Source organism: Pantoea piersonii, from assembly GCF_003612015.1.
GTDB lineage: Bacteria > Pseudomonadota > Gammaproteobacteria > Enterobacterales > Enterobacteriaceae > Pantoea > Pantoea piersonii.
The window spans coordinates 40,315-63,678 of sequence record NZ_RARB01000006.1 but is presented as its reverse complement, the minus strand read 5'-3'; the positions used below and the strand labels follow the sequence as shown (position 1 = coordinate 63,678).

Here is a 23,364-nt window from a genome sequence, read left to right as displayed (position 1 = left end):
CCCTTTTAATCGGCGGGAAAATAGAGCGAATGCGGCGTGCATTAATTTCGCCAGCCGCGCCTGTTGATATTTCTCTTCAACAATGTCGATGGGGATGTTTAATTAATTGTCTCCAGGAATCTCCTGAAAATGCTTTTGCCTCTGCCTGGTTTGGACGCTATTTCCCACGCGATCACGCCTCTGCGGCAGGAAGGCTCTCTGGTGAGGTGAAAATCTGCAGCCCCAGCGACTGGCCGAGGCGAACATCATTATCGGCACCCTTCGACGCGCCAGGCATGCGCAGAATAGCGTCGCAGCAGGCGATTAAGCGATGCGCGACCGGATAGAGAAAAGCCTCGCTGATCTCGTCGCCGATGCGCGTAGATCCGGCGGTGGCGGCCAGCGGCAGCGCCAGCCACTCGCCGATAACAGGCGTATGGCCGCGTTGATAGATCGCCAGCGCCATACGGTTCATCTTCTCAAGGTTGGCGTGAATCAACGCCTGGTCGCCATTCGTGCCGCTGCGAACCGGTCCTGCAATCAGAATCAGCATCGATTTTTCTCCTGAAAAATGTCGTTGAGCGCCAGGTACTGCAGCAAAATGATGGTTTTCGCATCCTCAATCTCGCCGCTGCGTACCGCCTCCAGCGCGCCGCTGAAAGGCCATTCCAGCACGTCGATCTCTTCGCCTTCTTCCGCCAGTCCGCCGCCAGCGCCGCGGCGATCGCTGTCGCTGTATTCGGCAATGAAAAAATAGAGTTTTTCCGTCACCGAGCCGGGGCTCATGTAGGCTTCCAGCACCTTTTCAATCTGCGTGACCCGGAAGCCCGTCTCCTCTTCCGCTTCTGCCCTAATGCGCGCTTCTGGCGAAGCGTTATCAAGCAGACCCGCCGCCGCCTCGATCAAATAGCCGTTGTGGCCGTTGATATAGACTGGCAGGCGAAACTGTCGGGTCAGCACCACGTGCTTTTTCGCGCGGTTGTAGAGCAGGATCACGGCGCCATTGCCGCGATCGTAGGCCTCGCGGCTCTGCTCCTGCCAGCTGCCATCGGCGCGCTGCTGTTCAAAGGTATATTTCTTTAGCGTGTACCAGTTATCGGATAACAGTTGCTCACGCATATGGCGTATTTTCGGCTGCATGTTTTCTCCTCAAGGTAGTGACAGAAAGCACGCTATCATGCACAATCGTGCAATATCAAGAAAAAACAAAGGTTGTAATTATGCTGAGTTCACAGCGCAAACAGCAGATTCTGGCGATCCTTGCCGCAGAGAAACAGGTCATGTCCAGCGAGCTGAGCCAGCGATTTAACGTCTCAGAAGACTCTGTTCGGCGCGATCTGCGGGAGCTGGCGGCAGAAGGGTTGCTACAGCGCGTACACGGCGGCGCGCTGCCGGTTTCAGCCGCAGTCGCCCCGTTTGAAACACGCAAAAACGTGCAAACAGGCTCAAAAAGGCTCATCGCGCAAAAAGCGGTCGGGCTTATTCAGCCGGGGCAGGTCGTGATTATTGACGGTGGCACGACCACTGAGGCGATGGTGCGCCAGCTGCCACTGGATCTGGCGTTTACTGCCGTGACCCACAGCCCGAGCATCGCCATGGCGCTGGTCGATTATCCTCAGGTCGAGGTGATTATGATTGGCGGCCTGCTCTATCGTCATTCCGTGGTCGCGGTCGGCGCATCAGTGCTGGAGTCCGTGGCGCGCATCAATGCCGATCTCTTTTTTATGGGCGTGACGGGCGTACACAAAAGCGCGGGATTAACCACCGGCAACTACGAAGAGGCAGGGGTTAAACGGGCACTGGCGGCGCGCGCGTCGGAAACGGTGGTGATGGTTTCGCAGGAGAAAATGAATTCAGCCTCGGCATTTGCCATCGGCGATTTGACGCTGGCCAGCACGCTGGTGGTCGACGGCGAGCCGGATGCGGAGATGCGTGAACTGCTGGCACAAAAGCAGATTGCGGTTATCTGAGCAGGCGGCGGGCGTCGCTCGTTGCGCCCGCCGTCTGCTCTATGAAACGTTACTGTGACAGCTGCTGCGCCGCGCGTTCGATAACCGCGGCGATTTTCGCCGGCTGTGAGGCGTAAATCGCATGGCTGCCCTCAACCTCAGATGTTTTACTGTGGGCGCGCGTCGCCATAAAGCGCTCCAGTTGAGGATTGATGGAGCGATCCTGAGTGGCGACGATGGCCCAGCTCGGCTTGACGCGCCAGGCGGGCTGCCCGGCAGCACTATTAAACGCGGCGACCGCAGGCATCACCTGGGCGCGCGCCATCATTGCGGCCTGTTCGGCAGGGAGATCCGCGGCGAAATCGGCGCGGAATTTCTCAGGTTTGATAAAGAGAAAGTGATCCGGCGTTTCAGCGATCGCCTTGCCCGCCGGCGGGTACTTGCCCGCCAGGCTGAGCAGACTTTCGCCCTTGTCAGGCTGAAACGCCGCGACGTATACCAGACCGGCCACCGACGGGCTGTTTCCCGCATCGCTGATGATCATGCCGCCGTAGCTGTGTCCGACCAGCAATGTTTTGCCACTCTGCTGAGCCAGTACGCGTCGGGTTGCGGCGACATCGTCGGCCAGCGAGGTTTGCGGCTCCTGCACGATAGCGACCTTATAGCCATCTTTATCCAGAATACGCGCCACCGGATCCCAGCCGGAACCGTCGGCAAAGGCGCCATGCACCAGCACTACATTTTTAACCGGCTCGGCCAGCGCGCTTTGCGCATAAGCAGAGACCGCCAGGCTGAACGCCAGCGCAGCAAAAGATTTTTTCATTATTCTCTTCTCTCATCAGGTCTGGAAACGGCCGTCGCACGCTTTCGCTCTGCCGGGACAGTGAATTAGTCGATTCTGCGGCGGCGCGCCGCCGCAGGCTAAGCGATTATTTAGCTAACGTTTTCAGCAGCTGCGCCGCCGTTGCCGCCGAAGAGCCCGGGTTCTGGCCGGTGATCAGCAGGCCATCCTGAACGACATACGACCCCCAGTCTTCGCCTTTAGAATAGAGGCCCCCTTTGGCGATCAGCTCGTCTTCCACCAGGAAAGGCACGATGTTCGTCAGGCCAACGCCTTCCTCTTCGCTGTTGGCGAAGCCGGTGACTTTTTTGCCCTCGACCAGCGGACGGCCTGCTGAGGTTTTCACATGGCGCAGTACGCCTGGCGCATGACAGACCAGCGCAACGGGTTTGCCTGCTTCGATAAAGCGTTCAATCAGGGCGATTGAGTGACTGTCTTCCGCCAGGTCCCATAACGGGCCGTGGCCGCCCGGATAGAACACCGTGTCGAAATCAGCGGCGGAAACGCTATCCAGGCGCACCGTCGACGCCAGCTGCGCGTTGGCTTCCGCGTCCGCTTCAAAGCGATGCGTCAGCTCTGTCTGGAAATCGGGCTCATTGCTTTTTGGATCCAGCGGCGGGTTGCCGCCTTTCGGCGAGGCCAGGGTAATATCGGCGCCAGCATCTTTGAAGGCGTAGTAAGGCGCGGCCAGCTCTTCCAGCCAGAAGCCGGTTTTACGTCCGGTATCGCCCAGCCGATCGTGTGAGGTCAAAACCATAAGTACTTTCATATCCGTTCTCCGCGTTGTGAATGTGACATTTAAATAGTAGACCAGTCGTCTAGATTTTGCTGATAAAAAAAAGCCGTCTCCGACCTGTTGTGCTGCCTCCTCAGGAGGCAGCGTTAAGACTTTGCTGCGTCAGCACCATGGCTGACTCAAAGGGCTGCTTGTTGCGAACAATCTTGACCATCACGCTGGCACCCAGCCAGAGCTGATAAAGACTTTCCGCCACAACGTCTGGCTTCTGTTCGATATGGAGCGAACCTTCCGCTACACCCGCCTCAATGGCGTCAGTCAGACGTGCTACGATCCCGGCTGTTCCCTTTTGCAGGGTCTGCCGCATCGCCTCAGAGAGATCGGCGACTTCAGCGCCCAGCTTGACGGCCAGACATTTACCCTGGCAGTCCTGAAAAGATTGCGTATCCTGCCACTGTTGCCAGTAATGCATAAGCCTTTGCTGCATCGTGCAGTTAGGCTGGCCCAGCGTCTTATCCATACTGGCGAGATACTCTTCAAAATAGCTTTCCAGCATGGCGACGCCAAAAGCGTCTTTCGAACCAAAGTAGTGATAGAAAGAGCCTTTCGGCACGCCTGCTTCGGTCAGGATCTCGTTGAGACCGACAGCCGAGTATCCTTTGCTGGCCATAATGCGTTGGCCTGTCGCAAGAATATGTTCGCGGATGTCTTCTCTGTGTTTGTGAGCGACTGTGTTCATGGGATAAAGATAGCCTTTATTAGACCGGTCGTCTAGAGGTAATGGTGATTTTTTTGCGTCTACTCTATCACGTATCGCGGTAAAGCGTTAAACGGCTTTTTAATCAAGGATATAGGTGATGAAAAGAAAAGTGGCCTGTACGATTTTTCAGGGCGTCGCTGGCGACCACAACGATTTGGCGATACCGGGCGCAAAAGCTATCGGCGAACAACTGGCGCAACGCAGCGGCGCTACGCCGGTGGTTATCGGCTCCCCCGCGGCGGCGACCAAAGCGGACTGGCGTGAAGCGCTGACGGCAGCGCTGCCCGATTTGCAGGCGATGCGCGCCCGCTTTGAACAGATTTTCAGCGCCGGGGCGATCTCCGTGGCCGCCACCAGCCGCTGCGCCGTCTCGCTGGCGACCCTGCCTGCGCTGGCGAAATATCATCCTGACGCCTGTGTGTTGTGGTTTGACGCCCATGGCGATCTCAATACGCCTGAATCGTCTACCTCAGGTTTTCTGGGCGGCCTGGCACTCTCGGGGCCCGCCGGGCTGTGGCTTTCCGGGCTGGGAAGCGGGCTGCGTCTCGATCAGCTGGTGCTGGTCGGCCAGCGCGATCTGGACCCCTTTGAAAAGGATCTGATCGCGCAGCACAACATCCCGCTGATTGCGCCCGGACCCGATGTTGCGGAACGCCTGCGAAAAGCGGTGGCTGGCCGGCCGGTTTATCTGCATCTGGACTGCGACGTGCTGGAACCGGGCATCGTCCCGACGGATTACCGCTCCGAAGGCGGCCTGACGCTGGCGGATCTCTCCGCCTGCTGTGACGCGCTCGCAGAGAGTCCCTTTTCAGGCATTGAGATTGCGGAGTTCCAGCACGCCTGGCGGTCGGGCGGCGCGCCGGTGTCGCCCGAACCGCTCCTTGAGGCGCTGACGCCCTTGTGGAGAAGGCTTTAACGTCCTTTCTTTTTGCGTCCTGGCTGGGTAAAGCGTTTGCGGTTGCCTGCGCGCTCATCGCTCTTTTCGCTTTTCTTCGGCGCGCTGCTGATTACCGGCTTTTTCACCGCGCTGCTTTTGGCCGGCGTTTTTTTCTTCGCGGGTTTATCCTCGGAGGAGGAGTTTTCGACCAGCTTAAACAGCTCAGCCAGTTCGTCGTCGGTAAGATCGCGCCATTCGCCCAGCGGGATGCCTTTGAGGTTAACGTTCATGATGCGCGTGCGCTCCAGCTTCGTCACCTCAAAGCCGAAGTGCTTGCACATGCGGCGAATCTGGCGGTTCAGGCCCTGCACCAGCGTAATGCGAAACACGAAAGCGGACTCTTTGACCACCTTGCATTTTTTGGTCACGGTGCCGAGCATCGGCACGCCTGCGCCCATGCCGACGATAAACTCGTCGGTGATCGGCTTATCCACGGTCACCACATACTCTTTCTCATGGTTATTGCCCGCACGCAGGATCTTGTTGACCAGATCGCCGTTGTTAGTCAGGAAGATCAGCCCCTGGGAATCTTTGTCCAGGCGGCCAATGGGGAAGATGCGTTCGCTGTGGTTGACGAAGTCGCGGATATTGTCGCGCTCGCCCTCTTCCATCGTTGTGATAATGCCGACCGGCTTGTTCAGCGCAATCAGCACCAGATTCTCTTCGCTGCGCGGCTCGATCAGTTGGCCGTTTACCTTGACGCTGTCACCCGGAAAGACCTGCGCGCCGACAGCGGCACGTTTGCCGTTGATAAACACGTTGCCCTGTTCGATATAGCGATCGGCGTCGCGGCGTGAACAGATACCGCTTTCGCTGATGTATTTGTTCAGGCGTGTGGATGAGTTAAGCAAGGGAAACCTCCAAAAAGCGCGGACTATACAATAATCTTGCGGGTAAATCCTGCGCTTCATGCAGGTTAGCCCGTTCTTCTCAACCTGCCCCGTTTATCACGACGGCGGAGTGCGCTTATGTAGCATATTCCCGCTTTCTTTTCTCCTGTTCCTGATGTCAGGCTTGCCAGCGCCATCACAATTTCCAATGACCCGCCGCCTTGTAAGTTTTACAGCCGCATGACAACATCCGTACATGTATATACATCTTGCATCACAACGGTTAACAAAGGGCAGATAATAACTAACAACCCAGCTTAGCGAGGAAACTATGTCAGCGGAACTTCCTGCAACAGAGCGTTCGGACAGCGAGAGCAAGCGGCTTTCTGAAACCCGATCGATTGATTTTATTCCCCACCGCGAACGCCACGGACATCCGTTCAGTCAGTTCACGCTATGGTTTGGCGGCAACCTGCAAATTACGGCTATTGTGACCGGCGCGCTCGCCGTGGTACTGGGCGGCGATGTGATCTGGTCGCTGATCGGCCTGCTTGTCGGCCAGATTATCGGCGCGGCGGTAATGGCGCTGCACGCCGTACAGGGGCCGCGTCTGGGCCTGCCGCAGATGATCACCAGCCGCATCCAGTTTGGCGTGTTCGGCGCGGTGATCCCGCTGGTGCTGGTGTGCATTATGTATATCGGCTTCTCCGCCAGCGGCACGGTGCTCGCCGGCCAGGCGATGGCGAAGCTGCTGCACATCAATAATGCCGCCGGTATGATCCTGTTCAGCCTGATTATTGTGGTGATTGCGGTACTGGGCTACCGGGTGATCCATAAGCTGGGTAAAGTCGCGAGCGTTATTGGCGTGCTCGCTTTCCTCTATCTGTTTATCACGCTGCTGTCGACGCACGACCTGACGCAGGTCTGGCAGAACCGCCACTTCGCCTTCTCCACCTTTTTACTCGCCGTCTCCCTCTCGTCCTCATGGCAGATCGCATTTTGTCCCTACGTCTCTGACTATTCGCGCTACCTGCCGGAAGATGTGTCCGCCAGGCGCTTGTTCGGCTCCGTGTTTTTCGGCACCGTGCTGGGCACGCAGGCCTCAATGACGCTCGGCGTTATCGTCGCGGCCATCGCGGGCAGCGCGTTTTCCGGCAATGAGGTCGGCTATATCGTTGGATTAGGCAGCAGCGCCACTATGGCGATGGTGATCTATTTCGCTATCTGCTTCGGCAAGATTACCTTTACCACGCTGAATGCCTACGGCAGCTTTATGTCGCTGACCACGATTGTTTCCGGCTTCAGTCGCCAGACCTCTCTGAGCCAGCGCGGACGGATTAGCTTTGTGGTGCTGATGGTGGCGATCGCCTGCGTTATCGCGCTGGTCAGCGAGCCCGCTTTCCTCAAGTCCTTTACCCATTTCCTGCTGTTCCTGCTGGCGTTTTTCGTACCCTGGAGCGCCATCAGCCTGACCGATTTTTACCTGATCACCAAAGGCCATATTGATATCCCCGCGCTGTCGCAGCCTGACGGACGGTATGGCCGCTGGAACTGGCCGGGTATTGCGACCTACTTTATTGGCGTCCTGATCCAGCTGCCGTTTATCGACAACCCGCTGCACCATGGCTCGCTGACCTGGATCTTCGCCGGGAATGATGTCTCCTGGATCATAGGCTGGTTCGCTACGGCGCTGCTGTGGCTGGGCATGAGGCGTTTCGACCGTCGCGGCGTATTAACAGAAACGGTTTATCCGACGCGGACAAGCCTCTAGCGACCAGCGATCGTTTTATTCTTTTCTGCTTTAGTGAAAGAACCAGGCCCCATCGGGCCTGGTTTTAATTATTCGGCGCAGGCGCCAAACGGGGCGAATAAGATGGCAGGTTAGCATAAAGTGTAAACCAGCAAATTTCTGAATCTGCCTGTTCCGCTCTCTAAATATATCCTCATCTGGCTCTGCTTGTTAATCATCTGTTGCCCTGGCGGCGTTGTTTTCCCTTTATACGTCCCTTTAATAAGGAAAGGTACAATTAATTAACTTCATCATTACTTCCTTTCTAATGCGGGAGTGGATTATGGCCTGCACTGGGTATCCCGACCGTTTTCAAATGTTATCATGCCTTGAAACCTGAATTACCTTAACGATTAACGTCATATCGTTATAAAAACGTTGCGAAACATGTTTTTAGCCTTTTATGTTTCGCAGCATATTCAGGTTTAACGCGAGGTCATAATATTAAGTTTTTAAATCGATATTATTTTTATGACCCTTTCGTACGGGAGTCTTTAATAAAGAAAGGAATACTATGCGCAAGATTATTTTATCCTCTGTTATTTCTGTAGCGTTGGGAACGGCGAGTTTTGCAGGTTTTGCTGCGACCACTGCCACGCTGGCTGTAAAAGGTTCCATTCAACCGACGGCCTGTGATATTTCGCTGAGCGCTGCATCTTTTGACTTTTCAACTATTTCCGCTGCAAGCCTGACGCAGCCGATTAACTCAAAAATGGGCGACCCGCTTACCCTGGATCTGGCCTGCAGTGGGGCTACTGCCGTCGCGGTTCAGGTAACTGACAACCGCGCCGCCAGCGCAATGACCACGGCGGAAGTGCAAAGCGATATGGGCGTGAACATGGGGACCGCTACAACTAATGCCTCTCTCTTTGGAATTGGTACGCACAGCACAGATAAAAAAGTCGGCTTTCTGCAATTGAGTCTGAGCGAGGCGAAACTGAACGGCGCAGCCAGTAGCAATGTGCTCACAAGCAGCGATAAAATAACCTGGAATGTTCTTACTGTTTCACCAAGTAAAAGGTTTTCTTTAGAGAAAAACGGTTATTTCTCCCTTGCGACTAGCGCCAGCGCCAGTACGCCTGCGGCGGTGACCAATGCCAGCTATACGATCACCCCGGCGATTGTTCTGAAGAAAAGCTCTCAGTATCCGGGAGGCGAAGCGATCAACATTGACGGCAACGTGACGTTCTCTGTTGTCTATATCTGATTATTAGTTTCTTTTTGCGAAGGCTTATTGCCTTCGCTTATTTTTTTTAAATGATGCTAATCCTATGCTACTTAAAAACCGATTTATTATTGCCCTTCTCTTTTTATTCTCTTCCAGCGCTATTGCGGCGGGTATGAAACCTCAGGTTCCGGTGGTGTTTATTGATGATGAAAATCGTGAGGCGACTATCGATGTTGAAAATACAGACTGCTGTACAGCCTTACTGCACAGCAGTTTGCAGACTATTCCTGAAGATCCTGTAAATAAATTAATAATCACGCCGCAACTTGTGCGGGTCGACGGCGGAAATAAGCAGCAGGTGCGAGTAGTGTTGAAGGATGGCGTTAAATTAGCCAGCCAAACCATGCAGCGTATTAATTTCACCACCGTTCCCATTGACGACGGCAAAAATAACCGCGCGCGCGTGACTATTGGTCAGAATATTCCCGTCATTCTCTCTCCGGCGAGCCTGCCGCTGAATACCTCGCCATGGCAAGGGTTAATATCCCAGCGTGCCGGCACGTCGCTCACTATTAAAAACCCAACGCGCTATGTTGTCAGACTGACGACGCAGGTCGATCTGTTGCCAGGCAAAACAAAGGTGGAATTGCCAAAAACGTATATTTTGCCAAACGAAACCCTCACGCTTGCGCTGCCTCAAGGCGCCAGTTACCCGCAAACCATCCGGCTCCATCCCGTCACCCGGTTTGGCATTCTGACCGCGCCTTATGAACTAAGGCTGAAACCAAGATGATGAGAACAGTTATCTTAACAGCTGTCGCTGCGGTTATGACCTCAGCCAGCGCGGCGGCGACGGTAAAATATGACAGAGAGATGCTCGCATCGCTTGGTTATGATCCCAGCGCAGCGGCGTTGTTTGAGGCTGGAGCACATTTCTTTCCCGGCGAGAACGCCGTGAATATTAGCGTCAACGGGAAAAATAAAGGCGTGTATCGGCTTATTTTTGACAGCGCTGGCTCGCCCTGCTGGAACGAGGCGCTGCTGCGCAAGCTGGGCATCGATTCGCTCAGCTTTGATGGATACAGACCTGCCTGCCTGAAGCCACTGGCGAGCAGTAAAATAAACATCAAAGAAGAGGTCAGGCGTAGCCGTTTGCAGCTACAGGTCCCCGTTAGCAGCCTGCTGCGGGAGGTACAGTATGCGACCGGCGGCAAGGCGGCTATCGTTAATTACGATGCCAGACACTATCAGTTTCAGAGCCGTAGCGGCGAAAACCATCATTCTCAATCGCTGACGTCAGAAGTCGGCGCGAATATCAGCCACTGGATCCTTCGCAGCGGGCAGAGCTATTCGGCGCTTGATAATCAAAACACCTTCACCCGCCTTTACAGCTACGGGCAGCGATCGGTTCCGGCCTGGGCGTCGGTTATACAGGTCGGTGAAATTATCTCCAGCGACGCTCTCTTCTCAGGCATTACGCTGACCGGCGCACAAATCGTGCCGGAACGCGCCACCCAAAATGGCGGCATGAATCTTGTCAGTCTCAACGTGCTTATTCCCCAGGCAGGCAGCGCTGAAGTCTGGCAGGGCAACGTTTTGCTAAAAACCTTTACCGTCACTGCCGGTATGAACAGACTGAGCAGGATACCTGCGCTTAATCATCAGGATGATTTTGTTATCATCATTCGCGATGAGAGCGGTAATCAACAACAGCAAACCTTTCCCGTTATCCAGGCGATGCCGGAAACGCTCCTGCTTGATATGGGGACCTCTCTGGCGCTGGGACAGCTGCGTTTGACGCAAGAGAAATATCCGTTGCTGTTGGGGTCAACGGGCATTTTTCAGCATCCGAGGATGGCGGTTGGCGTTGGCGGGCTGGTAAGCGAAGCCTATCAGGCAGGAGGCTGGCGCGCCTCTGTACGGCTTTCCGAATACCTGCTGGCGACCCTGTCGCAGACCTGGTCCCTTGCGCATAAAGGCGCAGACAGCGAAGGAAGAAAGCAGGGACTTAATCATCAGGCCGGGCTGATTTATCCCGTGACTCAGCGACTCTCGCTGACCGCCTCAATGAATACCCGCAGCCGTAACTATGTTGATACCAGCAGCTCCTGGTCCTCTCATAAAACCGCCGCAGAAACCGGGCAAATCAAATCGCAATATGCGGCAGGCGTGAGTTACAGCCATGACTGGCTGGGCGTTTTCTCGTTTACCGGCAGTCAGGCCCGCAGCTGGCAAGGCGGCGATATGCTGGGGTATACGCAGGCATGGGGACGCGCCTTTGGCAAGGTCAACGTCAACCTGGGCGTACAGAAAAACCGGCTGACAAGCGATCGGCGTCATTATGATAATCGTTACGCTTATCTCAGTTTTTCGCTGCCGCTGGGAGAAAACCGCAGCCTGCGCGGCTGGATTAACAGCAATGACGGGAGATCCCAGGGCGGCATCGGCTACGATCAAAGCCTGAACGATAAATTCGCATGGAGCCTGTCGAGCGAGAAAAATCAGCGCGACGATCCCTCTCTGGCTGGATCGGCCAGCTGGACAAGTAAATATACCCAGCTAAGCGGCGGCGCGTCCCGCAGCGATACCAGCACCAGCTTCAATGCTGGCGCGCGCGGCGGCGCGGTGCTGCATAGCGAAGGGCTGACCTTCACGCCGCGTAGCGTGGGCGATACGTTTAGCGTTATTTCACTCAACAATGCCCTGCCGGACGTCGAGATGCGGACGCCCGCCGGCGCCGTGTGGAGCGACCGCGGCGGCTATGCCATTTCATCATGGATGCCCTGGCAGAAGAATACGGTGCACATCAACCCGACAAGCCTGCCGAAAAATGTTCAGGTTCCTGGCGGCATTATTGACGTCTTGCCCTACCGCGGCGCTGTTGTTCCTGTGACGCTTCCCGCTTTCACCGTGCGTCGCACGCTGCTGAGCTTTCCTGCCAATGAAAAGCCCGCGCCGGGCAGCGCCGTAAAAGATGAAAAAGGGCTGCTGCTGGCATTTGTTAACGAAGACGGCACGATCTTTTTCGACGATCTGCCTGACGACAGGCTTTACGCGCAGCGGTCAGACGGAAAGCGTTGCGTTATCACGCTGACTTCGCCATGGGTTGCGGGCCCAGGCGCCCTTTATGCCTCCCTTTCTGCGAGATGTGTAACGTGAAACAACTTCTACTTCTTTCCCTGACGCTGGCGGCTGGGTTGCTTGCCGCTGCAGACGCCAGCGCAGCGTGCCAGCTCCAGCTCAGCGACGCGCAGATTATTTATGCTCCGGTTACCCGCGGCGAACTGCTGACAAGGTCGGGCAACCGGCTCTCCGACAGCGAGCTACGCGTCGGAGAACCGCGCGATCTGGATATTCTCATGACCTGCGATCGCCCTGCCCGGCTGACGCTGCAGTTTATCGGACCAGCAAAAGAGAGCGGCAGTTACCGCTTTGGCGCCTCGGGCCGGGCGACGCTGCTGCTGCACGATCTCTTTATCGACGATCGTCAGGCGAAAATCGGCAACGCGGGCAAAGAGGAGAACGAAATGGCCTTTACGCCGGGAGCCGTGCTGACCTTCTGGCAGGATGGCCGTCCCGCCACAGGCAGGGTTATGCGCGCTAAAGTGACGATCGCCGCCTGGATGTCCGCCGACGCGACCAACGTGAATGAGCAGGAGAGCTGGCAACTCAACGGCAGCTTTGTTTCAGGCGACGACAGTTAAAGCCAGGGACGCAGCTATACGTAACCCATCATTTTCAACATCGATTGCGCCTGATGCATCGCGTCGGCGCGCTGGGTCACGCCCAGCTTCTGATAGAGGTTACGGATATGGGTTTTAATGGTGGTAGCGGCGACATCAAGCTCGCTGGCGATTTGATCGTTGCTGTAGCCGGAGTAGATCAGGCCCAGTACCTGCCATTCGCGCTGCGTAAGGGGACTGGTGCGGATCAGCTCCGGCACGTCAGGATGATTCAGTAAGCGGCTGACGAAGCCCTCATCGAAATGGGCAAACTTATGGCGATGGTATTTGTTGATCTCATTGAGGATGCGGCGCGCGCGATGGTTATCCAGCTCCTCCAGCGTGTTGAGCTGAATAAGCTGACGCAGCTGCTGCGCCATGATCTCGCCTTCAATAACAAAGTGGCTGATAAAGCCGGTGCTGCGCGCCAGCTTCAGGGCTTCGATTAACGTGCGCTGCGCTTCGGCTTTACGCCCGGTCTGCCAGTAAATCTGATTGAGCAGCAGCAGGTTGCGGTTCATATCGCTCATCAGGCGCAGCGCGCGTGCGTTCTCGTTGAGCTCTTCAAGCACCACTTCCGCCTGAGTGAGATTTCCCTGCAGGATCTGCGCCCGCGCCACGTTGCGCCACTGTCCCTGTAAGAAGTGATTATTGGCAAAGGCGGGCTTGGCGGTATGCCGCATCCAGTGGCTGGCGCTCTGCGCATCGCCCGTCATCTGCCAGTAGATCACTCTGACTTTGTCGGCGTTAGCGATCCAGTCGCTGTGCAGGCTGCCGTTGTTCAGCAGATTTTCCAGACGGTTAAGATAGCTGCGCGCGTTATCCAGATTGCCGCGCGCCAGCGAGCACTGCACCAGCAGCCCCAGACACTGGATCTGCTGCTGCGGCGGGTAGCCTTTCAATACTTTCATTCCTTCACGCGCCGCCTGCTCCGCCTCGTCCAGCCGGCCCCACGCCCACATCAGCTGGGCGCGAATGCGCAGCAAAAACTCGTGTAGCGGGAACTGCGCCAGATGCTGCTCGCCCACCAGCACGAACCCTTTCTCCTGAATCTCCCAGGCGGCCTGCAGGAATCCCTGCGCGAAAAGGATTTCGCTTTGCTGGATCAGACTCCAGAGCACGTAGTGCCAGGCTTCATCTCGCCGCGCCATATGTTCGGTCTGACGCATCAGCGCCAGCGAACGACTCAGCTCGCCTTTGCAGTGCATCACTTCGCCATGCACCGATGTAGCGACGATGCGGCTGTAGCGACGGGTTTCAGGCAGCGTCTCCAGCGCCAGCTGGGCAAGCCGCTCCGCCTCTTCGGTGTTGCCGTCGTTGATCGCCACCTGTGCGCGCACGGCGTTGAATTCGCCCTGCAGCGCCGCATCGATCTCGCAGTTGCACGCCTGCTCGAACTTCGCCAGCAGCAGGTTGACTTCAGAAAAGCGATGCTGGCTCTGCATCAGCCAGGCCTGCAGCAGCACCAGCCTGGGATTTTCCAGCAGCATCGTCCAGGGCAGCGCCTTAAGGGAGGTCTCCAGCAGCGCCAGTTCGCTCTGATTAAACAGCGTCCAGGCGTGCTCCAGCAGCACGTCGCGCAGCATATCGACATCGCCGGAGGCGAGCGCATGACCAATCGCCTCGCCGGGAAATCCCTGCGCCACCCAGCTTTCGGCTGCCGCGCGATGCACCGCAGGCAGCTCGGCTGCCAGCTCCCACTGACAGCGCTGGCGCAAAAAAGAGCCAAACAGCGGGTGATAGCTGAACCACTGTCCTGAATCATCCATACGCTGCAGGAAGAGTCCCTGCCGCTCAATCTCCTCCAGCCGCATGCGCCCGTTGGCTTCACCCGTCACGCTGGCGACGAGCGCATCATTCATGGAGCGCAGCAGTGCGGTCTTCAGCAGAAAATGACGCGTCGCGTCGTCGACATTATCCAGCACCTCTTCCACCAGATAGTCGGCAAGGTGGCTGGCGTTGATGCCGGAGAGCCGTCGGGCGGAATCCTGCGCCGAGCCGCCGCCCTGACGCGCAGAGAGCGCGATCAGCTGCAGCGCGGTCGCCCAGCCCGCGACATCGTCGCACAGGCGTCCGCTCTCCTCGGTGGCGAGCGGCGCGCTCAGCCGACGGTCAAAAAACTGCTTCGCTTCGTGATGGGTAAACGCCAGCTGCTGACTGCCCAGTTCAAGCAGCTGCTCGCGCACGCGCAGATTGGCGATGCCGAGCTGCGGCAGATTGCGCGACAGCACCACCAGCGTAAGGTTGTCGGGCTGATGGCGCAGAAAAAAACGCATCGCCTCATGGATCGCGGGATTAGTGATGTGATGATAGTCATCAATAATCAGCCAGAGCGGCTGCCGCCATTCGGTCAGCTCAATAAACAGCTGGGCGAACAGCGCGTTGAGGTTAACGTACTGCCGCTTTTGCGCCAGCGTTTCGCTGCGACGGCAGCCCCCCTGCGTCGCCTGTTGCAGCGCCGCGATAAGATAATCAGCAAAACGCTCCGGCTGATTGTCGCCCTCGTCTAATGAATACCAGCCCAGCTCCTTTTTATCCGCCGCCCACTGGGATACCAGCGTGGTTTTGCCGTAACCCGCCGGGCTGGTGATCAAAACCAGCCGATAGTTGGCCGCTGCGGTGAGCTTTTGCAGCAGGCGATCGCGGGTGACGGTGCTTTCAAGGCGAACGGGTCGACTGAGTTTCGAGGGTATTAACATGGGCGCACGCTTCTCCATTAACGTTTAGCGCATCATTTTTTTACGCTTCGTAATTAATCTTCATACACGTTCAGCGATTCGATGAGTGAATGCAAGCAAACCTGTAAGGCAGCCTTAACAAAAGCGAGTGTAATCACACTACTGCGCCGCTTTCAGATTTACCCTGGCTTCTCCGCCCTCGTTATCCTCCCTGCTGAATTTGATGCGGGAGGAGGAGCGCCAGAACTACGGCAGGCACACTGGCACGCATACCCTTTTCGTTCTGACAGGAAGCACAACACATGAACCCGCAATCCTTCGACACCGACCGTTTTACCGCCGCGCTTACGCGCCAGTGGCAACGCTTTGGTCTGCACGACGCGCAGGAGATGACTCCTCAACAGTGGTGGCACGCACTCAGCGGCGCGCTGGCCGAGCTGATGGCTGACCTGCCTGCGCAGGCGGCAAACGGGCCGCAGCGCCACGTTAACTATCTCTCCATGGAGTTTCTGACCGGGCGGCTGACGGGAAATAACCTGCTCAACCTGGGCTGGTATCAGCCGGTCAGCGACGCGCTCGCCGGTTGCGGCGTTGACTTGAGCGAGGTGCTGGAGCGCGAGACCGATCCGGCGCTCGGCAACGGCGGCCTGGGTCGACTGGCGGCCTGTTTTCTCGACGCCATGGCGACCACCGGGCAGCCTGCTATCGGCTACGGCCTGAACTACCAGTACGGCCTGTTTCGTCAGCATTTTGTCGAGGGCGCGCAGCATGAGCAGCCGGACGACTGGGGGCGTGACCGCTACCCCTGGTTTCGTCACAACGCCGCGCTGACGGTGCAGGTCGGCCTGGGTGGCAAGGTCACGACGGAGAACGGCCTTCCGCGCTGGGAACCCGCTTTTCTGTTGCAGGGCGAAGCCTGGGATCTGCCCGTTGTCGGCTACCAGAACGGCGTGATCCAGCCGCTGCGCCTCTGGCAGGCAAAACATGCGCATCCTTTCAATCTGCAACGCTTTAACGACGGCGATTTTCTGCGTGCCGAACAGCAGGGTATCGATGCGGAGAAGCTGACGAAGGTGCTCTACCCCAACGACAACCATCTGGCGGGGAAAAAGCTGCGCCTGATGCAGCAATATTTCCAGTGCGCCTGTACCCTGGCCGATATCCTGCGACGCCATCATCAGGCGGGCCGCGCGATTGAGTCGCTGCCCGACTATGAGGTGATCCAGCTTAACGATACCCACCCGACGCTGGCGATCCCTGAGCTGCTGCGCCTGCTGCTCGACGAGCATCAGCTGTCGTGGGAGCAGGCGTGGCGCATTACGCAGCGCACCTTCGCCTACACCAACCATACGCTGATGCCGGAGGCGCTGGAGTGCTGGAACCTGCGTCTGGTACGCACGCTGCTGCCGCGCCATATGATGATTATCAACACCATCAACGCACAGCTGAAAAAAGAGGTGGAGGCGCGCTGGCCGGGCAACGAAGCGATCTGGGCGAAGCTGGCGGTGGTGCATAATCAGCAGCTGCGCATGGCGAACCTTTGCGTGGTCAGCGGCTTCGCGGTCAATGGCGTAGCGGCGCTGCACTCGAAGCTGGTGGTGCAGGACCTCTTCCCGGCGTATCACGCTCTGTGGCCGGAGAAGTTCCATAACGTCACTAACGGCATCACGCCGCGTCGCTGGATCCAGCAGTGCAACCCGGCGCTGGCCGCGCTGATCGGCAAAACCCTACGTCGCCCCTGGCTTAACGATCTGGATGCGCTCAGCGATCTGGCACCGCTGGCGGAGGATGCGGCGTTTCGCGCGGAGTATCGTGCCATCAAACAGGAGAATAAGGCCGCTCTGACGCGCTGGATCGCCGAACAAACCGGTATTCGCGTTCAGCCCGACGCGCTGTTCGACGTACAAATTAAGCGTCTGCATGAATATAAGCGCCAGCATCTGATGCTGCTGCATATCATCGCCCTGTGGCAAACCCTGGTCAGCGATCCGCAGGCGAACCTGACGCCGCGCGTGATGCTGTTCGGGGCCAAAGCTGCGCCGGGCTATGCGCTGGCGAAAAATATCATCTATGCCATCAATAAGGTGGCCGCGGTGGTCAACGCCGATCCGCGCGTCGGCGATCGCCTTAAAATCGTATTTATTCCCGACTACAACGTCTCTGTAGCGGAGCGGCTTATCCCGGCCGCCGATCTCTCCGAACAGATCTCTACGGCGGGCAAAGAGGCTTCCGGCACCGGCAATATGAAGCTGGCGCTCAACGGCGCGCTGACAATTGGCACGCTGGACGGCGCAAATGTGGAGATTGCCCAGCAGGTCGGCGAGGAGAATATCTTTATTTTCGGTCATACCGTCGAGCAGGTCAGCGCGCTGAAGCAGGCGGGTTACGCACCGACAACATGGCGTAAAAAGGATGCGCAGCTTGATCGGGCGCTGACCGCGCTGGAGGACGGCACGTTCAGCGACGGCGACCGGACCGCCTTCGCCGCGCTGACGCACAGCCTGGGGCCGGAGGGCGGCGATCCTTATCTGGTGCTGGCCGATTTCCGTCACTATCTCAACGCCCAGCAGCAGGTTGAAGCGCTGTGGGCCGATCGGGACGCCTGGACGCGCGCCGCTATCCTGAACACCGCGCGCTGCGGCATGTTCAGCGCCGACCGCGCCATCCGCGACTATCAGCAACGCATCTGGCAGGCCGCGCGCTGAGGATCGCCATGAAACCAAAAAACCACCTTGATCTTGCGGCGGATGGCCTGATTGCGCCTGATTATATTGACGCCCACGGGCGGCCGCAGCAGGTATCTTCCTTTACCCGCGAGCGGCTGCTGGGGCTGATGCAACCGTTGAGCGGCAGCGCGTCGCCGCTGCCGCCTGCAGCCATCTTTCGCCAGGGGGAGCCGCTGGCGCTCACGCCGGTTCTTTTTGCTGCGGCCGACTGGCAGCTGACCAGCGAAGCGGGCGAATGCTGGTCTGGCCGCTGTGCGGTCGGCGAGACGCTTTCGCTGCCGCTTTTGCCGGATGGCTACCACCAGCTGATGCTGGAGCATGAGGCGCAGCGCTACCGCTGCTGCATTATCGTCGCGCCGCCGCGCTGCTATGAGCCGGCCGCTCTGCTGGCGGGCGAATCGCTGTGGGGCAGCTGCATACAGCTTTATACGCTGCGTTCGGCGAATAACTGGGGCATCGGCGACTTTGGCGATCTGCGGCAGATGATCGGCGAGACGGCGAAACGCGGCGGCGCCTTCGTCGGGCTGAACCCGCTGCACGCCCTCTTTCCTGCCGAGCCGGAGAGCGCCAGTCCTTACAGCCCCTCTTCCCGCCGCTGGCTCAATATTCTCTACATTGACGTCAACCAGGTAGCTGATTTTCAGCAGAGCGACGCGGCGCAAACATGGTGGCGGCTTGAGGCGACGCAGCAGACGCTGCAGGCGGCGCGCAGCGCTGAATATGTCGATTACCGCGCCGTGACGCGCCTGAAGCTGGAAGGGTTGCGGCTGGCCTGGCAGCAGTTTCGGCGTCGCGGCCCAGAGGATGCGGAGACGGCGGCGTTTGATGCCTTCGTCGAGGCGGGCGGCGACAGCCTGCTCAGCCAGGGACTGTTCGATGCGCTGCACGCCGAGCGGCGCGAGCAGGATAGCGACTGCCACGGCTGGCAAAGCTGGCCGGAAGCCTTTCAGCATCCTGACAGCGCCGCCGTGCTGGCGTTTCGCATCGAACAGAGCGACGAGGTGCGCTTCTGGCTCTGGCTACAGTGGCTGGCGGCGCAGCAGTTCGCAGGCTGCTGGCAGCTTTGTCAGCAGCAGCAGATGCCGATTGGGCTCTATCGCGATCTGGCGGTAGGGGTGGCGCGCGACGGCGCTGAGACATGGCGTGAGCGGGAGCTTTACTGCCTTGAGGCGAGCGTCGGCGCGCCGCCCGATATTCTTGGCCCGCTGGGGCAAAACTGGGGGCTGCCGCCGATGGATCCGCAGGCGATGGCGGCGCTCGCCTTCGAGCCCTGGATTACGCTGCTGCGTGCCAGTATGCAGGACTGCGGCGCGTTGCGTATCGACCATGTGATGGCGCTGCTGCGTCTCTGGTGGATCCCGCAGGGCGAAAGCGCGGCTGAAGGTGCCTATGTTCACTACCCGGTGGACGCGCTGCTGGCGATCCTAGCGCTGGAGAGTCAGCGCCACCGCTGTATGGTGATAGGCGAAGATTTAGGCACTGTGCCCGCGGCGATTGTCGATAAGCTGCGCGACGCCGGCGTTTACTCCTACAAGGTGCTCTATTTCGAGCAGACGTCGAAGCAGGCTTTCCGCCCGCCAGCGCAGTGGCCGCGTCAGGCGATGGCGGTCGCTACCACCCACGATATGCCGACTTTGCGCGGCTGGTGGCGAAGCGACGATCTTCATCTGGGAAGCAAGCTTGGCCTCTATCCCGATAAAACCATTCTGGCCGGGCTTTACCGCGACAGACAGGTGGCGAGACAAGCGCTGTTGCGAACCCTGCTGCGTAGCGGCGCGCTGCCGTCTCGTCAGCGGTTTCAGCGCGGCCGCGCGCGTATGACCGGGACGCTCAGCCGGGCGATACTGGGTTATCTGGCGGGGACGCAGAGCGCGCTGCTTGGCCTGCAGCCGGAAGAGTGGCTGGATATGGCAACACCGGTAAACGTGCCGGGCACCACCGATGCCTATCCCAACTGGCGACGCAAGCTCAGCGCAACGCTGGAGGAGATGTTCAGCGACGCTGCGGTCGATGCGCTGCTGGCACAGGTTAACAGAGGCAGAAAAGAGGTTAAGTAGCGGTTAAAGGTTAGCCCGCCGCGTGCGGGCTGACTTTCTTGCGCCAGCGATATTCGTGGCGCAGTCGGGCGATCATTTGCACCAGTCTTCAAAAGTAAGTCCGGGTACGCGCTCAAATTCTTTTATGTTATTGGTAACAAGAATAGCGCTGGTCGCAATAGCATGCCCGGCGATGGCGGTATCATTTGGACCTATGGGGTTGCCGGCAGCGGTCAGGGCAGCTTTGATTTCCGTGGTCGCGTCTACCGCGTTGCGATCCCAGGGCAGAATGGCGTCAAGTCGCGCACAGAAAGCTTCAACCAACTGCGCATGGCGGGGCGACGCTTTCTTGCCAATCGCACCAAAACGCATTTCGGCATAGGTTATCGCTGACACTACGATCCTGTCACGGCGTAGCACCGCCTGTTCAAGGCGCATTAGCACCGCCTCCGGCTGCTCTCGCATAATAAAAGAACAGATATTAGTGTCCAGCATATAGGTTTTACTCACAGTTCAAAGCGTCCTTCATCGCTGACAACCTCTTCACGTTCCGTCATAAAGTCTGGATCAGCTTTTTCTTGCTCGCGGAATGAGCGCCAGCTGGGCTTGACTGGTCGCAGGAGCAAGGTGTCGCCTTCACGAATAATCTCCAGCTCGTTTACGCCATCGAAATCGAGATCGCGAGGCAAACGAATTGCCCGGTTATTACCATTTTTAAATACAGATACTGTTCGCATGATGTTATCCTTCGTGTTAAAGCATATGCCAAGTATATGCTTGTCGGGAAGCGATGTATAGCGATGTGCAGTAACCCACTTCCCCATAAAAAAGGTGCGCCGTAGCGCACCAGATGGGGCAACTCAGCACTGTCGGGGCAGCTTCACCCCTTGCCTTTAACACTGCTGATAAAGGTTTTACGCGCCGACGTCGAACCCAGTCGTTCCGCCTCGTCCAGCAGCCTGAGCGCCTTGTCGATATTGCCCTGATCCACCGCCTGACGAATGCTCTGATTAAAGTAACTTTCGGTGTCGCTCACCAGCGGCGCCGACGGCGTCGCGGGCGCGGTACGGACCGTCGCCTGCGTAACCGGCTGAGTGCTGCCGATCGTGACCGGCGCCGGGCTGGCGGAGCCAAACAGCGGGCCGACCAGAATCGAGGAGGCGGAGCTGGTAGAGACTTTCAGCTTAATCTTGCCGTCTATGCCGTGACGCGCGACGGGATCGGGAATATCGGGCACCGCATGGCCGGTGCCTCTGGCGTAGGCTTTTGCCGGATCGACCAGCGTGGTGGTCTGGTTGAGATCCTGCGCGGTGGTGAAGACCAGCAGATAAATTTTCTGCTGACCAGGCGCGGGCGTCAGCTTCATCACCCCTTCCAGACGGTCGGCGCTCATGACGCCCGGCTGCTGATAGGTAAAAAAGCGGCTCGGAAACCAGGCGGCGGGACACAGATTCTCGTCAAGCACCAGCACGTTAGGGGCGAATACCTGATTGTGCGACACTTCGCTGCTCAGCGTTACCGTCATTTCGCCCTGGCTGGCGGGCAGGCTGTAGGCGGCGACCGGCCCGGTGATGCCGCTGGCCTCAAGCTGGGTACCGCTGGTGGCCAGCGTGGTGATCTGTGGACGCGAAGAATCAACGGGCTGCCAGTTCAGGCGCTGCAGGCTCGCTGTCGGAATAGTGGGCGCGGCAGAGAGATCCTGCGGCACCAGATTGATCTCAGCATGCGCTGGCAAGGCGAGGCTCGTCAGCAGCGCGGCGCTCAGACAGAGCGCGGTAAGCGTTTTCTTTTTCATTTTAGGTTCTCAACAGGCTATCGGGCAGCCGCTCAGGCCTGGCAATGGCCGCTGCCGCCCAGAAAATGCCGTACGCTGAACGTACGGCTTCTGCTTGCTTTACAGGACGAGGCGGCTTACCACCAGATTTCCATCTGCGCGCCGAAACTCCACTCATCGTTGTCGCCGCGGCTGTTGGTGAACAGGCCGTTGCCGGTGCTATCCGCGGCAGCCAGCGTCGTCAAATCGCCCGAAGCGTCTTTGCTGTAGCCCCACTTCTCATCCCATTTGGCGTAGGTGGCGAACAGACGCAGCGCCGGACGCGACCAGATGCTGTCGCCCGCCTGCCACTGCTGGGCCAGGGTGATTTTGTACTGGCCGTTGCGTTCGCTGACCTGCTGCGACTTCACGTTGTCGTAGCCCACTTCCAGCAGGGTGCTCATGATCGGCGTCCATTTGTACATAGGTCGCACGCCGACGGTGTACCACTCGGTGCCGCGGTTGTTATCCAGATCGACGTTCTGGTACATCGCGACATACATCAGGTCCCAGCGATCGGCGAGGGAAATCGCGCCGTGATCGAGAACGCGGTACATGCTGCCGTTGTTGTTGATGTTGGTGCCCTGTGGCACGCCTTTACCCTGCGACGTCAGCGCATCGGTGGCGTACTGCAACACGAACTTGTTGTAGCCTTTGAGCATGCTCTGGGTATGCTCCGCCGTAAACATCCAGCCATCTCTCGACGCGCCGTCTTCGATACGGTAGCCGTCACGCGCGTTGGCGCGGCCATAATCGACGCCCAGCTCCAGCACGCCGTTCGGGTTGGTTTCCAGTCCGGCAAGGCGCACGTCGAAGACGTCATTGGCGGTGCTGGTGGCGTAGTCGCGGATGCGATCGCTGGAGAAGGTGTAGGAGCCGCCCGCTTCGGAGGAGCGCGTCGCCGCGAACGAGAGCTTGCCGAAACCGAGATCCACATCTTCCAGACCGGCGCCGGGACCAGAGATATCCCAGTAGTAGAAGTCGATCATATGCACGTCGTGGCGCTGATAGAAGCGTTTACCCGCCCAGATGGTAGAGCCAGGTAGCGCGTCGATCAGGTTTTTGCCTTTGACGTTCGCCTCGCGGAAGGCGGGTGAGGTTGCTTCCCAGTCATTCTGTTGCGATACCGAGTAGGCGACGTTGGTGTCGAAGTAGAAGCTCTTGTCGCCCTCTTTCCACACTTCCTGGCCCAGTTTCAGCTCGGCATAGGTTTCGCATTCGTTGCCCAGACGGTATTTGCTTTGCGCGCCGGTGGCCTGAAAGCACTGTTGTTCGCCGCCGCTGCCGGTCCAGCCGATGCCGGAACGGGCGTAGCCGGTAAAATCGACCGCCATCGACGGGGCAGAGATCGTGCCCGCCGCAATGGCGATAGCGAGGGGAAGTTTGCGCAGAGTTATCAT

20 protein-coding genes are annotated in these 23,364 nt (G+C 58.1%); 9 read left to right on the top strand and 11 right to left on the bottom strand.

Annotated elements, in window-relative coordinates; translation table 11 throughout:
- Nucleotides 1-172 precede the first annotated feature (172 nt).
- Complete coding sequence (locus tag D7S44_RS16405; RefSeq protein WP_120456645.1) at nucleotides 173-532, bottom strand: NUDIX hydrolase; 360 nt, start codon at nucleotides 530-532, stop codon at nucleotides 173-175.
- On the bottom strand, nucleotides 526-1,119 hold the full coding sequence (locus D7S44_RS16400) for an NUDIX domain-containing protein (RefSeq protein WP_120456642.1): 594 nt from the start codon (nucleotides 1,117-1,119) through the stop codon (nucleotides 526-528). The genes D7S44_RS16405 and D7S44_RS16400 overlap by 7 nt, the downstream gene beginning before the upstream one ends.
- A gap of 80 nt (nucleotides 1,120-1,199) precedes the next feature.
- On the opposite strand from D7S44_RS16400, the gene D7S44_RS16395 reads away from it, so the two are divergent.
- A complete protein-coding gene (locus D7S44_RS16395) occupies nucleotides 1,200-1,949 on the top strand; it encodes a DeoR/GlpR family DNA-binding transcription regulator (protein ID WP_120456641.1) in 750 nt (249 codons plus the stop codon).
- A 49-nt stretch (nucleotides 1,950-1,998) separates the two neighbouring features.
- On the opposite strand, the gene D7S44_RS16390 is transcribed toward D7S44_RS16395, so the two are convergent.
- The 3 genes from D7S44_RS16390 to D7S44_RS16380 all read right to left on the bottom strand — a co-directional run bounded on the left by D7S44_RS16390 (nucleotide 1,999) and on the right by D7S44_RS16380 (nucleotide 4,244).
- Nucleotides 1,999-2,754 (bottom strand): alpha/beta hydrolase, encoded by a 756-nt coding sequence (locus D7S44_RS16390; protein ID WP_120456639.1) that lies wholly within the window; start codon nucleotides 2,752-2,754, stop codon nucleotides 1,999-2,001.
- A gap of 103 nt (nucleotides 2,755-2,857) precedes the next feature.
- A complete protein-coding gene (locus D7S44_RS16385; protein ID WP_120456637.1) occupies nucleotides 2,858-3,538 on the bottom strand; it encodes a type 1 glutamine amidotransferase domain-containing protein in 681 nt (226 codons plus the stop codon).
- Between the two features lie 100 nt (nucleotides 3,539-3,638).
- Nucleotides 3,639-4,244 (bottom strand): TetR/AcrR family transcriptional regulator, encoded by a 606-nt coding sequence (locus tag D7S44_RS16380; protein ID WP_120456636.1) that lies wholly within the window; start codon nucleotides 4,242-4,244, stop codon nucleotides 3,639-3,641.
- 118 nt (nucleotides 4,245-4,362) lie between these two features.
- Here D7S44_RS16380 and D7S44_RS16375 point away from each other — a divergent pair, with 118 nt between their 5' ends.
- Complete coding sequence (locus D7S44_RS16375; protein WP_120456634.1) at nucleotides 4,363-5,181, top strand: arginase family protein; 819 nt, start codon at nucleotides 4,363-4,365, stop codon at nucleotides 5,179-5,181.
- Here D7S44_RS16375 and rluF read toward each other — a convergent pair.
- Nucleotides 5,178-6,113 carry a 23S rRNA pseudouridine(2604) synthase RluF gene (gene rluF / locus D7S44_RS16370; protein ID WP_120456633.1) on the bottom strand — a complete coding sequence of 312 codons (936 nt, stop codon included), beginning with the start codon at nucleotides 6,111-6,113 and terminating at the stop codon, nucleotides 5,178-5,180. The two genes, D7S44_RS16375 and rluF, sit on opposite strands and share 4 nt — an antisense overlap.
- 250 nt (nucleotides 6,114-6,363) lie before the next feature.
- Between rluF and D7S44_RS16365 the strand changes: the two genes are divergently transcribed.
- The 5 genes from D7S44_RS16365 (at nucleotide 6,364) to D7S44_RS16345 (ending at nucleotide 12,693) form a co-directional block, all read left to right on the top strand.
- A complete protein-coding gene (locus D7S44_RS16365) occupies nucleotides 6,364-7,803 on the top strand; it encodes a purine-cytosine permease family protein (protein WP_120456631.1) in 1,440 nt (479 codons plus the stop codon).
- Between the two features lie 532 nt (nucleotides 7,804-8,335).
- Complete coding sequence (locus tag D7S44_RS16360; RefSeq protein WP_120456629.1) at nucleotides 8,336-9,028, top strand: DUF1120 domain-containing protein; 693 nt, start codon at nucleotides 8,336-8,338, stop codon at nucleotides 9,026-9,028.
- A 64-nt stretch (nucleotides 9,029-9,092) separates the two neighbouring features.
- Nucleotides 9,093-9,782, top strand: a complete 690-nt coding sequence (locus D7S44_RS16355; RefSeq protein WP_120456627.1) for a fimbria/pilus chaperone family protein — start codon at nucleotides 9,093-9,095, stop codon at nucleotides 9,780-9,782.
- Nucleotides 9,783-9,817: 35 nt separating this feature from the next.
- Nucleotides 9,818-12,148 (top strand): fimbria/pilus outer membrane usher protein, encoded by a 2,331-nt coding sequence (locus tag D7S44_RS16350; RefSeq protein WP_158591267.1) that lies wholly within the window; start codon nucleotides 9,818-9,820, stop codon nucleotides 12,146-12,148.
- Nucleotides 12,145-12,693 carry a DUF1120 domain-containing protein gene (locus D7S44_RS16345; protein WP_147402117.1) on the top strand — a complete coding sequence of 183 codons (549 nt, stop codon included), beginning with the start codon at nucleotides 12,145-12,147 and terminating at the stop codon, nucleotides 12,691-12,693. Before D7S44_RS16350 ends, D7S44_RS16345 begins: the two co-directional genes overlap by 4 nt.
- A gap of 14 nt (nucleotides 12,694-12,707) precedes the next feature.
- On the opposite strand, the gene malT is transcribed toward D7S44_RS16345, so the two are convergent.
- Complete coding sequence (gene malT / locus D7S44_RS16340; protein WP_120456623.1) at nucleotides 12,708-15,410, bottom strand: HTH-type transcriptional regulator MalT; 2,703 nt, start codon at nucleotides 15,408-15,410, stop codon at nucleotides 12,708-12,710.
- Nucleotides 15,411-15,691: 281 nt separating this feature from the next.
- On the opposite strand from malT, the gene malP reads away from it, so the two are divergent.
- A complete protein-coding gene (malP, locus tag D7S44_RS16335) occupies nucleotides 15,692-18,094 on the top strand; it encodes a maltodextrin phosphorylase (RefSeq protein ID WP_120456621.1) in 2,403 nt (800 codons plus the stop codon).
- Nucleotides 18,095-18,102: 8 nt separating this feature from the next.
- Entirely contained in the window at nucleotides 18,103-20,172 is a 2,070-nt protein-coding gene (gene malQ / locus D7S44_RS16330; protein ID WP_120456619.1) for a 4-alpha-glucanotransferase, read from the top strand.
- 72 nt (nucleotides 20,173-20,244) lie between these two features.
- On the opposite strand, the gene D7S44_RS16325 is transcribed toward malQ, so the two are convergent.
- The 4 genes from D7S44_RS16325 to D7S44_RS16310 form a co-directional block, all read right to left on the bottom strand.
- Entirely contained in the window at nucleotides 20,245-20,661 is a 417-nt protein-coding gene (locus D7S44_RS16325; RefSeq protein WP_120456617.1) for a type II toxin-antitoxin system VapC family toxin, read from the bottom strand.
- Complete coding sequence (vapB, locus tag D7S44_RS16320; RefSeq protein ID WP_120456616.1) at nucleotides 20,658-20,888, bottom strand: type II toxin-antitoxin system VapB family antitoxin; 231 nt, start codon at nucleotides 20,886-20,888, stop codon at nucleotides 20,658-20,660. The genes D7S44_RS16325 and vapB overlap by 4 nt, the downstream gene beginning before the upstream one ends.
- Nucleotides 20,889-21,031: 143 nt before the next feature.
- Nucleotides 21,032-21,946: a maltose operon protein MalM gene (gene malM / locus D7S44_RS16315; RefSeq protein WP_120456614.1), complete on the bottom strand. Its 915-nt coding sequence runs from the start codon at nucleotides 21,944-21,946 to the stop codon at nucleotides 21,032-21,034.
- A 116-nt stretch (nucleotides 21,947-22,062) separates the two neighbouring features.
- Entirely contained in the window at nucleotides 22,063-23,364 is a 1,302-nt protein-coding gene (locus D7S44_RS16310; protein ID WP_120456612.1) for a maltoporin, read from the bottom strand.